Below are 12684 nucleotides of genomic sequence, written 5' to 3' on the forward strand. Positions count from 1 at the left end.
CGACCCGGACCTCCCGTGCTTCTCATGGCCGAGGTGATCGGTGATCTCGCCCTCGAGCGCGGATCCCAAGACCATCTTCGTCAGCTGGCCCAGCAACCCCTTCTCGCCCGTCAGCGCGAGACCCTACTCCCGGGCCCGCCCGACCAACTGGTCCACGAGCCGGCCATCCACCACGTCCTCATGCTTCACCCTCGCCACGGCCTCGTCCTCCACCACGTCAAGAATCACACCAGCCATCAGACACCTCCATTGTTAGGAGTTACACCAAAAATCGTCTAGTCCCGNTAGGAGTTACACCAAAAATCGTCTAGTCCCGGTCAACCCGGATTTAGCCTTGTCTTGGCGGTATCAGGCACTCTTTTGGTCCTACACGTGGCCTCCGATCGAAGTGAACTGTTGTGATGGTGCCGGTCCTGGTGTTGTAGGGCTAGAACAATTCCTCGGACCGGGCGCCGAAGGGGGCCCTGACTTCTGATCGGAGTTGGAAAGCGGCCTGTGGGTGCGTGTGGACGGGGACGGGCAGAGGCGCTGCCACGAAGTTCAAGCAGGGTTGGCGCACGTGATGGCGTGAAGTGGACCCGCAGCCACGGACCCCCCTCCCTAAAGAAGTGGTGCGCTACCGTGAAAGCATGGAGATTCTGTTTTGCCCGATCTGCGACAGCAGCGTCGTTCACGGACCGTATGTGACCGCGCAACAGTCCGGAACGCGCATATGGATCGACCAATGCTCGCAGGAGGACTGTGAGTGGGAAAACTCTGGGATGGACCTGATCTAGGGATGTGCTGTGGCCACATTCGACATTGAACTCGCCCCACCTGCCCTACGTGTCAGGGTGAGTTGAGGCCAGTAGCGCAGAGCAAGTCCGCCGTATGACGTAGGGCGAGAATCAGGAAGTCCCGATCATGTCCAGTGCGTCTTTGATTGTCGTGCGCGACGATAGTTCGATGAGTAAGAACAGCGGTCCCGGTCCGCGCGCGGGTGGTCCGAGCGCGCGGCGGTCGTTCACGCCCGCGCAGAAGCTCGACCATTTGGCCGCGTATGAGGACGCAACTACGCGGAACGGGGGCGGCGCGTATCTGCGGGAGCAGGGCATCTATTCTTCGCAGATCACCGAATGGCGCAAGCTCCGCGGCGCGGGCGTGCTGCAGGGGAAGAAGGCCGGGGACAAGATCGGCCGGCTTACGCCCGAGCAGGCCGAGATCGCCAGGCTTCGCCGCCAGCTCGATGGCACCGAGCGGCGTCTGGCGACGACGGGGGTGGCGTTGGAGATCATGTCAAAAATGCACGAGCTACTCGAAAACTTGTCGAAGAGCTCGCGGGACGAAACACCGCAGACGAAACCGTGATGACCACCTACCGTGCCCTGACCCGCCGGGCGTGTCCACCCGGACTGCCGCGGTGCTGGTGGGGTTGCCGCGGTCGACGGCGACCCGGACGCCGCGCATCCCGGCGGCCGGGCCGGTGCTGGTCCCGGCGAACAAGCTCGATATCCTTGAGCGGGCGCGGATCCTGGCGGTGGTGAACTCGCCCCGGTTCGTGGACTTGCCGCCGATCCGGATCTACGCGCAGCTGCTGGACGAGGGCGTGTATTTGGCGTCGATCTCCACGATCTACCGGGTCCTGGCCCAGAACAAGCAGGTCAAGGAACGCCGCCGGTTGGCCCGGCACCCGGCCCGGGCGATCCCGGAACTGGTCGCCACCGCACCCGGCCAGGTGTTCACGTGGGATATTACGAAGCTGGCGGGCCCGATCACGGGCAAGTACTTCGACTGCTACGTGATGATCGATATCTTCTCCCGCTACATCGTCGGCGCGAAGGTCCACCCGGCCGAGTCCGCAATCCTGGCCGCGGAAATGATGACGGAAACCTTCGGCATCCACGGCACCCCGCAGGTCGTCCACGCGGACCGGGGTACGTCGATGACGAGCAAGACCGTCGCCGCGTTGTTGTCGGATCTGGAGGTGACCAAGTCGCACTCCCGGCCCCGGGTCAGCAACGACAACCCGTACTCGGAGGCGTGGTTCAAAACGCTCAAGTTCGCCCCGGTGTTCCGGGAACGCTTCGCGAGCCTCGGCGACGCGAGACGCTTCATGGACGCCTTCGTCGAGGGTTACATTCACACCCACCGCCACACCGACATCGGCTTGAACACGCCCGCTGACGTCCACTACGGCCTCGCGGCCGGCAAAGCCGCCGAGAGGTCCGCGACCCTGGCCGAAGCCCGGGCCCGGAACCCGGAACGCTTCAGCACCAGCCTCGATCCCAAGATCCTCGCCACCCCCGACGCGGCCTGGATCAACAAGCCTGTCGAAGCACAAGAAGACGAGCCGAAAATAGCCGCCTAAACTCACCCTGGCCCCATTCACCGTGACAAATTCCGCGGCGCGAGTGATTCTGAGATAGAACTGATGGTGACTATTGGTCTCGTCACGTGGCGCAGCCTCTGCCTCGAGAGCTAGGGGCCCGAACTTGTACGGACCACACTTTGACGTGCGGCGTCAGCCCTGCTCGCTTTCGCTGGAGCGACGATAGTTGCCCAAGCGAGGCCCTTAAGCAATAATCGGCTCACCCGAAGGTATTCTGTGTGCCCGGATTGTGGCGCGCAGGCTCGTGAGAAATGGATACGCCATGGCGTCAGCGCGGACTGCAGAGACAACACGTGGTGCGGAGGCGGCGACGGGCGGACAAGCCGCGTTCATGTACCTCCGGCGTCGGATACTTTCAGGTGAGATTCCCGCCCGCACGGTACTCCGGGAGCAGTCCCTGGCGGACGAGTTGGGCCTCAGCCGGACCCCCGTCCGAGAGGCCCTGCGTCGCCTGGACGAAGCCGGCCTTGTCGACTTCACACCTAATAAAGGGGCGACGGTCGTCTCTTGGACACAGGAACAGTTAAGGGAGACGTACGACCTGCGCGCGAGCCTGGAGAGCAGAGCCGCCGGTTTGGCTGCCACCCGAATAAGTGATGAGACCCTCGGACAACTCGCTGAACTCATCGTGTCGATGGACGAATTCGTGCTCGCCAGTGACGATGACGCTGTTACGCGACTTGGCGTGCTCAATGCCGAATTCCATCACACCATCGTGGCGGCGTCCGGGAACCGGCCGCTCATTCAACTGACAGGCTCTGTCGGCCGCATCCCGATGATGGCGCGGGTCTTTCGGCGCGATGGCGGGCGTTTTCGGGCAAGCAGCAATCACCACCACCGCGACATCCTCACGGCGCCTCGGACACACGACGCGCTCTGGGCCGAAGCAACGATGCGCGCTCACATCCTCGGTGCTCGGAACGCGATCATAAACTGGGACGGCTCGGACCCTGAAGCCGATCGCGACACAGCCTAGCCACACGCGGATAGCTGCATGCGGGATTTGCGCGGCGCCCACCAGAGGATGTTCCTCGGTAATTCCACTCGTCCTTCAGGCATGCCGAGCGCGGGCACGGGTCCCCGTGCGCCAGAGCGTTTTCGCCCCTTCGTGACATCGAACGATGAGCAGTTCCAGTGTGATCGTCGGGCATGACAGACTGGCAGATGCTGCTCGACCTCAGTAGACGTCGTCCCAGTGATCCTCAGTTAACCAGGCTGTAGTCGTAGACGCCACTGCACGCGTAATGATGCTTTCAGTGCTGGACGCCGAAAGGAGAAAATCGATGCGATCGCGACGGGCAGACACTGTACAGTGCGTCTCGGGATCGTCATCATCAGCGGTCTCGCGAATACTGATAAGTGCACTGCCAGGGGCAACGAGAATCAGAATGAGTATTTCGGTACCGCCTGCACTATACTACGGCACCTCTACAACTTCAGATTTGTGCCACTCGCTAAGCGTCGCGGCGAATTCCATTAAAACGTCGGCTACAGCATTTGTGGTGAGGAACGTCGTTCCGCAGTACGACATTCGCTTCACATTTTCCCCCCCAGTCCTTCCCCTGCAGGCGCGAACTCAGCGCACAATCAAAACGTTAGGGCATTCCCCCTCCAAACAACCAGGATGAATTTTGGCTCCCGCGGAATAAGGTGCATGTGTGACGACGCTAGCTTGACGCGAATCTGCCCGAGGCGTAGACAGCGTCAAGAATCACAGTCTTTCGGAGGGGCTCCTAGCCGATTTGGGTTTCAGCCCAGCGACTCGAAACCATTCGTCATCTTGCCGCGTCGTTGCTTTCGAATGCGTACGAATAGGTGTGGGTGGTCTCCGCCGAAATCGCCGTGATCGAAGGAAGCGTTGTTGTGAATCTTATCGATCAATAGGTGCCTTCTACCAACCGGCTTGCGCCTTGATGGAGATGAGCACACCGTGTGGGCATAAGACGAATTGCGTTCGGTGCCTCCTTCCTGACGGCAGATCGACTCGCGGACTCCCTCGTCAGGCTCGTGGTCGAAAGGACACACCCGAGCGCGAATCTCTTTCGGGCGGAGTGGTCGGGACGGTCTGGCCGGCAGGACCGCCGATACCCGTTCGCATACGCAACCCCGGCTTCGGGCTGCGGGCGCCGGCGGTTCGTGCTCAATTACCGGCTCGGTGCAGCAGCATGGACCCCATGCAGGCCGACCCCGAGCTCAATCCGGGGTTTTTCGAGATCAACCGGCTTTTAGCCCGCCCGGGGGAGGCGACAGTTGCGCCGAGGTACGTTCTCGGCGCGGACCCGATGGAGCCGGAGACGACATACCAAATAATCCACGACGAGATCATGCTCGATGGAAACGCCCGGCTGAACCTCGCCACCTTCGTCGGCACCTGGATGGATGATCACGCCGGGCGGCTCTATGCAGAAGCCTTCGACAAGAACACCGTCGACAAGGACGAGTACCCTCAGACCGCTGCAATCGAGGAATATTGCTGGCGGATGATCGCCGGCCTCTGGCACGCGCCCGAACCGATGGAGACCGTGGGAACGTCGAGGACCGACCGCGCAGCCCAACGTCGTGATGAGTTCCGCAGTGCAGGTGTGCTGGGAGAAATTCTGCAACTACTTGGACGTCGAGCCTCGATTCGTGCCCATCAGTGAGCAGCATCCCAGCCTGGATGGGCACGACCTCGCGAGCTACGTCGACGAGAACACCATCTGCGTTGTCGCGATCATAGGCGTGACGTACACCGGGTCTACGAGCCGGTCGCGGGGATCAGCGCCGCCCTCGACGAGTTCCAGGAGCGCACCGGAGTGTCCGTACCCATCGACGTGGACGCGGCCTCCAGGGGCATGATCGCGCCCTTCCTGCAGCACTCCACGATCGGGCACGTCACCCTAGCGGACTTCAAGATGCAATACTCGCCACAGACCCCAGAGATCCAACTCGCCGCTTGACCCGTGTGCACTCTCCGGGGTTAAGGCCACCTCCATCAAACCCGGGGCTTGACAGCGGTGTCGTCTGGTTCGTGGATGTCGGCAATGCTGACGTTGACCTCGGTCACGGTCATGCCGATGAGGTCTTCTACCGCCCGCACCACGGCTTCGCGCACATCTGCGGCAGTTTGCTGTAGGGGAGTTGGGTATTCGGCGACGAGCGTGACGTTGACGATTACGTTTGCCTCCTCGACGTCTACGTCGATGCCTTGGCTTGTATCGGGGCCGTTGATGGTTTCTCGGAGTGCATTGAGCGCGCGCGCCAGGCCACCTCCGAGGGTGTAGACGCCAGCCACGTCGCGGGCGGCTATGCCCGCGACTTTCGCGATGATGCTCTCGCTGATGAATGTTTTGCCCGCAATGCCGCCTAGGCGTTCAGAGGGCAGGGTCACCGCGGACGGGGACGAGAACGCCATAGTCGCATTCCTTCGCTTAGGCACTGCGTGGTCGTTGCGGTCAAGTCGTCGGTGTTGAACCCGACGCCGGTCACAATTATGACGTGTGGAGTCGCCGATTCGTCACATGGGTGGCAGAAAATGCACCCGAACGCATACGTCCCTTTCCTACACGCGGTTCTCGTCTCAGCAGATCCCGACAGATTCAACAATCCGGGCTCGTAACGCGGCGGCGGGGGTTTAGGGCCGCAGGGCGGGGTTCGTGGTGAATCCGACGAGCTTGTGGGTGCCGTCGCAGACCGGTGTGATGGCAGACACACCGCCACGGCAGAGCGCGAGGGTTGTATGGATTCGGGGGTATTTCCCCGTTCTCGTTTTGCAGCACGATGTCGCCTCGGACAAGCAGCGGCCCGTCGGGGCGGGCTGTGATCGGGGGTGAGGTTCGGAGGCACGACTTGCCGTTCTCTCGCGCGGTGAGGATCTGATCGGCCACCTGGCCGCCCGGGGTCAGGCAGGTGCTGGCGCCGAACATGATGTCGGCGCCGGTGGTGCGGTCGTCGTGGGCGAGGGAGCCGGCCAGGTCGCGGCCGGTGACTTGCTCTTGAACCGCATCCGCTTCGACCTGTGCGTCGGAGTATTCCGGAACCGTGGCATCGAAACCCAGGAGTTGGAAACCGTCGGCGTAGAGTCGATTCGTGATCGCGGACGTCATCTTCAATGCCGCCAAGTGCCCCATCAACGCGATCTTCCGGTGACGAATTGACCCGAACATGGACATCGTGGTGAACGAGGCCAGGGTGATAGCCAGTACCGCGCCCGCGTACACCCCGTAGCGGTCGTCTAGCCCGACGCCACGCATCGTGGCTGCGAAGAGCATCGAGTACATCCGCTCCACCCGGCCGCCCTACTCGTCGAACTGAATCTCGATCAGGCCGCCTTTGCCCGCGCGGTGAGGCGGGGGATCGCCCAGAAATGCTGGTCGGCCTCCTAGGGGCTATACACGGAGCGGTGCACGATGAATTCGATGGTCTGTTTCCGGGTTGCGGTTCGGGCAAGGTACTGAGCCAGGTTGAGGCCTGGATGGGCGACGGTGGAGATGAAGAGTGCCCGGGCCACGGCCCCGCGTTCCGCGCACGGGCAGACCGGTTGGGACACAGTGCGGTGGAGCTGCGCCTCGAGGGCCCGTTCAATCATGATCCGGGCGCTGATGGTGTCGGGATGCCATTCCCAGTCCTCCTCGCCGGGAACAAAGCCGCCGTACTGCAGGTCGTGGAGCAGGAACGGGGTCAGGTCAACGTCGGCGTCGACGACAACGTCGTCCACATTCTCAAGGGCGCTGGCTACGCCAACACCAAAGCCGTCCAGGCGGGGCGCAGGCGCTCCCGCGGCCGGGCCGACGGGACCGGACAAAGCTTCTACGAACTCTTCGCTGAGCGGTCTGCGCGCCGAGAAGAGAACGCGGGGAGAGTAATCGTGGTGCCGGGAATCACGGGGCCTCAATCACGTTGTCGTGCTGGTGCATGTACTGGCGGCGCAAGGGTTTTCGGCAGGAACGCGATTATTCCAGCGAGCACAGCGCTGACAGGGTTGGTCCGAAGACGCCGAACGCGAACTGCAACGCGGAAAGCACCACCGTGCGGCGCAGTTCACGCGCGAGATGTAGTCCTTCGAAAGGCCGAAGATCGGAATACACCGTGTGCACATTATATCACAGTTATCGCTAAGGCACGCGAGCGATTCCTCGTGCGCGGATCCGAAACCGTGGAACTTCAGTCGATGCTGGCGACCGTGACGCTGATGGTGTCGATCGGTTCAGCGGCCCGGATGGCCGGGTTGGCGGCGATCGTGTCGTACACGAGGCGAGACACCGAGACGGCGGATTGCGTGTCGGTGACACCGATGCGCGTGGACACGCTCAGTCCGGCGTGTCCGTTGGAGACCGAGACGAGAGCGGGGGACACGGTTCGGGTGGTGATTGCGTCGACGACGGCTCCAACGATCGTCGCAAGCAGCGGCGCGGTCGGGTATAAAGCGCTTACGCCCGGTACGGCCCGTACGGCGGTTTCCAGGTCTGCAGCGAGAGCGGTGGTATCCGTCACGGGGTGTCCTGTTCATTTTCGGAATCGTGCCGTGTGAGGTAAATATTTTGAATGGTGACGTCGATGGCTTTGATGGTGAGCTCGGTGTGCGCGCTCAACGCGGCTGCGACGGCTTGTCGAAGCTGCTCGGCGAGGGCAGGAATGCTTTTGCCCCGATAGATGCTCGCGTTGATGGCGATCGTGATGGGCGCCCCCGGAGTGGTGAGTTCACCGTCGAGTCGGCAGCGGCCGACGATGAGATTGGCGACGGTATCGCCGGCTGCGCGCACGAGTCCGCGTACGGCCCCCTCGGTGACGAAAAGTCGGGCGTGCGCCGAAGGATGTTCGAGGGGAATATCGCGTCCGGATCGGGCGTCGCGCACGATTCCGTCCATGATCGCGGTCACCCAGCTGTCGTCACGAACGTCTGCCCGGTCGGCTTCGTCCTGAAGTAGGGAACTCATCGCGAAGCGCAGACGCTCCAGCGAAGCGAGAGCGATTTGACACGCCGGTGACGTGTCGATCAACAGGTCGGCGGGTACCCTGCCGCGATCGAGATAGTCGCTGAGTTCCTCGAGAGTGTGGCCATCGAGGTGGCCAGGCTCATTGTCGGAGAGGTACCAGTCCGAGGCGGGGTCTGGGATGTTCGGTGGTGTCATCGCCAAGCCTCCATCTCGCGGATCAGGGTTTTACGGGCGCGGGCGAGAAGGCCGCGGATCGTCGAGACGGGTAAGTCGAGTTCTTCAGCAATCTCGGCATAACTGTAGTCCCCGAATTCCTTTAGCTCCCAGCATCGACGCTGATCTGTGGGCAGCTCGGACAACACCTGGGACAATGCCTCGCTCCGCGAAAGCGCCTCGACCGCCGTGATCGGCGAGTGATGGTCCGGTGCGGGCGCGTCGAGGTCCTCGAGACTGGAATGGTGTCGCCTGGCGCGGATCCGATCGATGCTCTTGTGGCTAACGATGCGCATCAGCCACCCCTTCGCCAGAGCGGGATTTTCCAGGGTCGGCAACTTCGCCCACGCCGTGATGAACGTTTCCTGGACGACGTCATCGGCCTCGTCGTTGGATCCCAGGATCCGGGTCGCGTAGGCGCGCATCAGGGGGCCGTGCCGGCGCACGAGCACCTCGAACGCCCGGATATCACCGTCAACGGTGCGCTCGACCAAGGTTCGGTCGTCAGCATGCTCGAGCAGAGCCCTGATCTGGCTGTCTGGCACGGCCGCTCCCTGTTCGCTGGGAAGACTAGCACTTCCCGTGACGAAGTGACCTTCATTTACGACTACACCATAACCAACATAATTCCCCCGGTCCCCCGGGCGGACGACACAGGAGCGTCACTCATGAACAATCCCACCTCACCGACTCCTTCCACCCCGAGCTCCGCAGCCGCCGCCGGGCGGGGTAAGACCCTGATCAACGACGCGGTCGTGGCGAAGATCGCCGGCATCGCGGCCCGGGATGTTCCCGGCGTGCACGCTCTCGGTGGGGGTGCCGCGCGTGCTCTCGGTGTAATCCGGGACGCTTTAAACACCACTGACGTCAGCCAGGGCATCAGCGTCGAAGTGGGCGAAACTCAAGTTGCAGCGGACGTCACGATCGTGGCGGAGTACCCGGTGGCCCTGCAGGATGTGGCCGACCGGGTTCGGTCCGCGGTGATCGGCGCCATCGAAGACCTCGTCGGCATGGACGTCACCGAGGTGAACGTCACCATCAACGACGTGTACCTGCCCAGCGATGACAAGGACCAGAAAGCCGAGGCGCGAGTCCAGTGAACACGGCCACGAAAACAGGTGCCCTGGTGGGCGCCCTACTCGCACTGACGTGGCTCGTCTTCGGGTTCTGGTCGTTCTTCTTCGTGGCCGTGGCCATGGGCGTCGGAGGGGCCATCGGGCGGATCATCGAGGGCAAACTGAGTATGGCCCGCCTCATCGACGCCTTCCGCGGCACCGGATCCTCCTCATGACCACCCTGACCTCGGTGGCACGGTCCCTTCCCGTGTTGCCGCTCACTCCCGGCCTCCCGGCTGTTCTGCCCGGTCGCGGCCGGACGACCGTGTCCACGCGCGCCCTGAGCAGGCTGGTGTCCGCCGTCGCTGCCGACGCCCTCGAAGTGAGCATGGTGACGGTGGGCACAACGATCACCGACGATCGGGGCAGTCTTGCCCTGACCGTCAGCGCCCCGATTCCGATCCTCTCTCTCACCGGGGTGGCGCGTGACCCGTTGATCGTGCCGCGGTATGGCGGGACGATTCTGGAGCGCGCCGAGCAAGCCCGGCAGCACATTCATCACCGTGCGGGCGAGCTGACCGGATCCGTCGTCTCCCGCGTATGCGTGCGGCTCACCGGCGTCGTCATCAAAGTGGAGGACCGGGTCAAGTGACCGCATACCGTTCCACCTACCAGCGGATCAGCCGCCGCGAAATGCATTCGCCGCGTTCGGTAGCTGCAATCACACTTGCCCTGATGACCAGTGCCGCCTGCCTGTGGCTAATGAGCGAGATCGTGCTGCACCTGCTCGGCCGGCCCGGCCTACTCGCCACCCCCTCCGAGATCGCCCACACTGTCGCGGGTGCCGGAGCTGCCCCGCCGGCCCTAGTGGGCGTGATCGGTGTCGCCACCGGCCTGATCGGGGCGCTGCTGCTGTTCCTGGCCGTCGCTCCCGGGCGGCGTTCCCGGCATTTGCTGGCTATTGAGCGGGCCGTGACCATCGTCGATAGCGAGGTCATCGCCTCCGCCCTGGCCCGGGACGCCGCCCGCGCTGCGGGAGTAGCGCCGGACAACGCACGGGTGACCGTGACAAGTCGACGCGTGACGGTGCACATCACCCCGACCTCCGGTACCCCGGTTGACCGGACGGCCGCCCTCACCGCCGTCCAGGAACACTTGCATGAACTGGGACTGCGGCGCGTGCTGCAGCCCAAAGTCACCGTGGCCGCCGTGGGAAGGGTCGGTGCATGAACTCGACTAACCGTGTCCTCAACCGGCTGTTCATTTTGGTGGTCGGCCTCGTCGTCTTCAGTGTCGGCGCAGCCTTGCTGCTGGTGGCGATCGCAGGGCCGGTCCGCGATACCTGGGCGCACTCGGTGGCGATCTGCGTTTCCGGGGTGACCCGGTGGCTGCGCGCCACTCCACTCCCAAACCAGCCCATGCCGATCAGCGGCAGCTGGTTGTGGCTGGTCGCACTTGCAGCCGGTGGAGCACTCATCATCCTGCTTGCCCTCTTCATCATCCGACAGGGCCACGGCCACACACGCCGGCTCATCACCGTCGGCGGAGATGCCGGTATGGTCCTCGTCGACTCCCGCGTCGCCGAGCACGCCATCCAGGACGCCCTCTCCGGCCGGCCGGAGCTTATTGCCTCCCACGTCTCCACCTATCAGGTCAAACACCAATCGGTGTTGAAAGTGGCCATCACTTGCCGGCGCGGCATCTCGCCCCGGGAAGTCAGCCGCATAGTCACCGAGGTATTGGTCGCCTTCGACACTCTGCTCGGTGGGCAATTACCCGCCCTCGTAAAGATCAGCGCTGGCATCCGCGCACGCGCAACACAAACCGCCCGCCTCCACTAACTCCCATCCATTCGGGGATCGGCCCATTCCAAAAGCACACGATCACCCGGGTTCGACTACCCACGCCCCAGCAGCGCACCACCGAGACAAACCAGAACTTTGTTATCAACGCACAGCCCCGAAGACATGTGTACGCTTCGCTCTCCGGGGTTGTTGCCCCTGCAGATGTTCAATCTCGCTCCACCAACTACGAAAGGCACTCTCATGAAAGCATCGGCAGAATTGGGCTCCAACCTGCAATCCATCCTGGTGGACGTGATTGAATTGCATCTGCAGGGCAAGCAGGCGCACTGGAGCGTGGTCGGCCATAACTTCCGGGATCTGCATCTCCAACTCGATGAGATCATCGACGTCGCCCGCGCGTTCTCCGACGAACTGGCCGAACGCATGCGCGCGATCGACGCCCTGCCCGACGGCCGCAGCGAAACGGTGACGAAATCCACCCACCTCCAGCCGTTTCCAGCAGGCGAAGTCGACACCGGGCAAACGGTTGTGCTGATCACCGAACGCCTCACGGTCACCGTCGACAACATTCGCGCCGTGCACGATGCGGTCGATGCGGAAGACCCCACCAGCGCGGACATTCTGCACGGAATCATCGAGAAGCTGGAGCAGTTCGTGTGGATGGTCAGCGCCGAAAACCGGGTCCCGCGGAAACCATCCAAAAAGACGCCCACCCGCCCCACCGGGACGGCCTGACCGGCCCATAATCGGACCCGAGCCCGTGCGTCTCCGGCGCCCCGTCAGGCACGCAGCGGAGGCCAGCTTTCAGGACCACGCTGAGGCGGCCTGGGTGGTGAACGGCAACGCCGAGCGGGCGCATTCACTGGCCGTGGAAGTGCCCGGGACCGCGCCGTGGCTAGGGTCCGGCCAGACGATGGAGTATTTCGAGGTCCTCGCTGCTTTGGCGTGTTATGACCTTACAGCGCCGCGGGTAGCGGAAGCGCATTTGGACGCGTTGGTGATTGTGAATCAAGCCGGCGTCGAGCCGGCCGAACTCGTTCACGCAGAAAACGGGCCGGCGGCGACGTGGTGGTGCGCCCCTGGTTTAGTGGAGGTTCTTGATCAAGGACAGACTTCGGATCCGAATCCCGCTGCCGCACAGCTCAAGCGGAGTTAGACACCACACAGAGCGCGGAGAGATGTTACCCATGCTGCATCGATGGTCGGTCTCGGTCAGTCAGTCTCGGCGCCCTCTGGATGAGCGGCAGAGTACCCAAGGTGACGACGGTACCCCTGGAGGTCGTCATGGTATCTTCATCCGACGAGCGCCATTGACACGGGCAGCATCA

At 63.1% G+C, this 12684-nt stretch carries 14 protein-coding genes and 3 pseudogenes; 10 read left to right on the top strand and 7 right to left on the bottom strand.

Annotated elements, in window-relative coordinates; translation table 11 throughout:
* A pseudogene (locus tag E3O44_RS19995) lies at positions 1–237 on the bottom strand (IS256 family transposase); the annotation flags it as partial.
* Positions 238–945: 708 nt separating this feature from the next.
* Between E3O44_RS19995 and E3O44_RS11955 the strand changes: the two are divergent.
* The 3 genes and pseudogenes from E3O44_RS11955 to E3O44_RS19780 form a co-directional block, all read left to right on the top strand.
* Positions 946–2347 (top strand): annotated as a pseudogene (locus E3O44_RS11955) (IS3 family transposase).
* A 283-nt stretch (positions 2348–2630) separates the two neighbouring features.
* Positions 2631–3344: a GntR family transcriptional regulator gene (locus E3O44_RS11960; RefSeq protein ID WP_134535009.1), complete on the top strand. Its 714-nt coding sequence runs from the start codon at positions 2631–2633 to the stop codon at positions 3342–3344.
* A gap of 1198 nt (positions 3345–4542) precedes the next feature.
* Positions 4543–5223: pseudogene (locus E3O44_RS19780) on the top strand (pyridoxal-dependent decarboxylase); the annotation flags it as partial.
* Positions 5224–5342: 119 nt separating this feature from the next.
* On the opposite strand, the gene E3O44_RS11970 reads toward E3O44_RS19780, so the two are convergent.
* The 6 genes from E3O44_RS11970 to E3O44_RS11995 form a co-directional block, all read right to left on the bottom strand.
* Positions 5343–5762, bottom strand: coding sequence for an Asp23/Gls24 family envelope stress response protein (locus E3O44_RS11970; RefSeq protein ID WP_134535010.1), 420 nt, complete (start codon positions 5760–5762; stop codon positions 5343–5345).
* Between the two features lie 184 nt (positions 5763–5946).
* Positions 5947–6627 carry an iron-containing redox enzyme family protein gene (locus tag E3O44_RS19900; protein WP_134535011.1) on the bottom strand — a complete coding sequence of 227 codons (681 nt, stop codon included), beginning with the start codon at positions 6625–6627 and terminating at the stop codon, positions 5947–5949.
* 101 nt (positions 6628–6728) lie between these two features.
* Positions 6729–7064: a hypothetical protein gene (locus E3O44_RS11980; protein ID WP_134535012.1), complete on the bottom strand. Its 336-nt coding sequence runs from the start codon at positions 7062–7064 to the stop codon at positions 6729–6731.
* Between the two features lie 446 nt (positions 7065–7510).
* The gene (locus E3O44_RS11985; RefSeq protein WP_134535013.1) at positions 7511–7840 is read right to left on the bottom strand and encodes a hypothetical protein; all 330 of its coding nucleotides are present in this window, start codon (positions 7838–7840) and stop codon (positions 7511–7513) included.
* A complete protein-coding gene (locus E3O44_RS11990; protein ID WP_241976296.1) occupies positions 7837–8346 on the bottom strand; it encodes an Asp23/Gls24 family envelope stress response protein in 510 nt (169 codons plus the stop codon). The genes E3O44_RS11985 and E3O44_RS11990 overlap by 4 nt, the downstream gene beginning before the upstream one ends.
* Positions 8347–8474: 128 nt before the next feature.
* Positions 8475–9041, bottom strand: a complete 567-nt coding sequence (locus tag E3O44_RS11995; protein ID WP_134535015.1) for an RNA polymerase sigma factor — start codon at positions 9039–9041, stop codon at positions 8475–8477.
* A 123-nt stretch (positions 9042–9164) separates the two neighbouring features.
* Here E3O44_RS11995 and E3O44_RS12000 point away from each other — a divergent pair, with 123 nt between their 5' ends.
* The 7 genes from E3O44_RS12000 (at position 9165) to E3O44_RS12030 (ending at position 12512) form a co-directional block, all read left to right on the top strand.
* Entirely contained in the window at positions 9165–9596 is a 432-nt protein-coding gene (locus tag E3O44_RS12000; protein ID WP_134535016.1) for an Asp23/Gls24 family envelope stress response protein, read from the top strand.
* A gap of 26 nt (positions 9597–9622) precedes the next feature.
* On the top strand, positions 9623–9787 hold the full coding sequence (locus E3O44_RS12005) for a DUF2273 domain-containing protein (RefSeq protein WP_241976297.1): 165 nt from the start codon (positions 9623–9625) through the stop codon (positions 9785–9787).
* Positions 9784–10203 (top strand): hypothetical protein, encoded by a 420-nt coding sequence (locus tag E3O44_RS12010; protein ID WP_134535018.1) that lies wholly within the window; start codon positions 9784–9786, stop codon positions 10201–10203. Before E3O44_RS12005 ends, E3O44_RS12010 begins: the two co-directional genes overlap by 4 nt.
* Before the next feature lie 83 nt (positions 10204–10286).
* Positions 10287–10781: a DUF6286 domain-containing protein gene (locus tag E3O44_RS12015; protein ID WP_134535019.1), complete on the top strand. Its 495-nt coding sequence runs from the start codon at positions 10287–10289 to the stop codon at positions 10779–10781.
* Positions 10778–11392 (top strand): hypothetical protein, encoded by a 615-nt coding sequence (locus E3O44_RS12020; protein WP_134535020.1) that lies wholly within the window; start codon positions 10778–10780, stop codon positions 11390–11392. The genes E3O44_RS12015 and E3O44_RS12020 overlap by 4 nt, the downstream gene beginning before the upstream one ends.
* A 204-nt stretch (positions 11393–11596) precedes the next feature.
* Positions 11597–12091: a Dps family protein gene (locus E3O44_RS12025; protein ID WP_134535021.1), complete on the top strand. Its 495-nt coding sequence runs from the start codon at positions 11597–11599 to the stop codon at positions 12089–12091.
* Between the two features lie 94 nt (positions 12092–12185).
* Positions 12186–12512: a hypothetical protein gene (locus tag E3O44_RS12030; protein ID WP_134535022.1), complete on the top strand. Its 327-nt coding sequence runs from the start codon at positions 12186–12188 to the stop codon at positions 12510–12512.
* The last annotated feature ends 172 nt before the right edge of the window (positions 12513–12684 follow it).

The sequence above is a fragment of the Cryobacterium algoricola genome (assembly GCF_004402485.1).
GTDB lineage: Bacteria > Actinomycetota > Actinomycetes > Actinomycetales > Microbacteriaceae > Cryobacterium > Cryobacterium algoricola.

Bases quoted from the DNA above. Each gene is read 5' to 3' on its own strand.
- E3O44_RS11960 (WP_134535009.1), top strand. From the start codon at position 2,631: ATGGCGTCAGCGCGGACTGCAGAGACAACACGTGGTGCGGAGGCGGCG.
- E3O44_RS11970 (WP_134535010.1), bottom strand. From the start codon at position 5,762: ATGGCGTTCTCGTCCCCGTCCGCGGTGACCCTGCCCTCTGAACGCCTA.
- E3O44_RS19900 (WP_134535011.1), bottom strand. From the start codon at position 6,627: ATGTACTCGATGCTCTTCGCAGCCACGATGCGTGGCGTCGGGCTAGAC.
- E3O44_RS12000 (WP_134535016.1), top strand. From the start codon at position 9,165: ATGAACAATCCCACCTCACCGACTCCTTCCACCCCGAGCTCCGCAGCC.
- E3O44_RS12010 (WP_134535018.1), top strand. From the start codon at position 9,784: ATGACCACCCTGACCTCGGTGGCACGGTCCCTTCCCGTGTTGCCGCTC.
- E3O44_RS12015 (WP_134535019.1), top strand. From the start codon at position 10,287: ATGACCAGTGCCGCCTGCCTGTGGCTAATGAGCGAGATCGTGCTGCAC.
- E3O44_RS12020 (WP_134535020.1), top strand. From the start codon at position 10,778: ATGAACTCGACTAACCGTGTCCTCAACCGGCTGTTCATTTTGGTGGTC.
- E3O44_RS12025 (WP_134535021.1), top strand. From the start codon at position 11,597: ATGAAAGCATCGGCAGAATTGGGCTCCAACCTGCAATCCATCCTGGTG.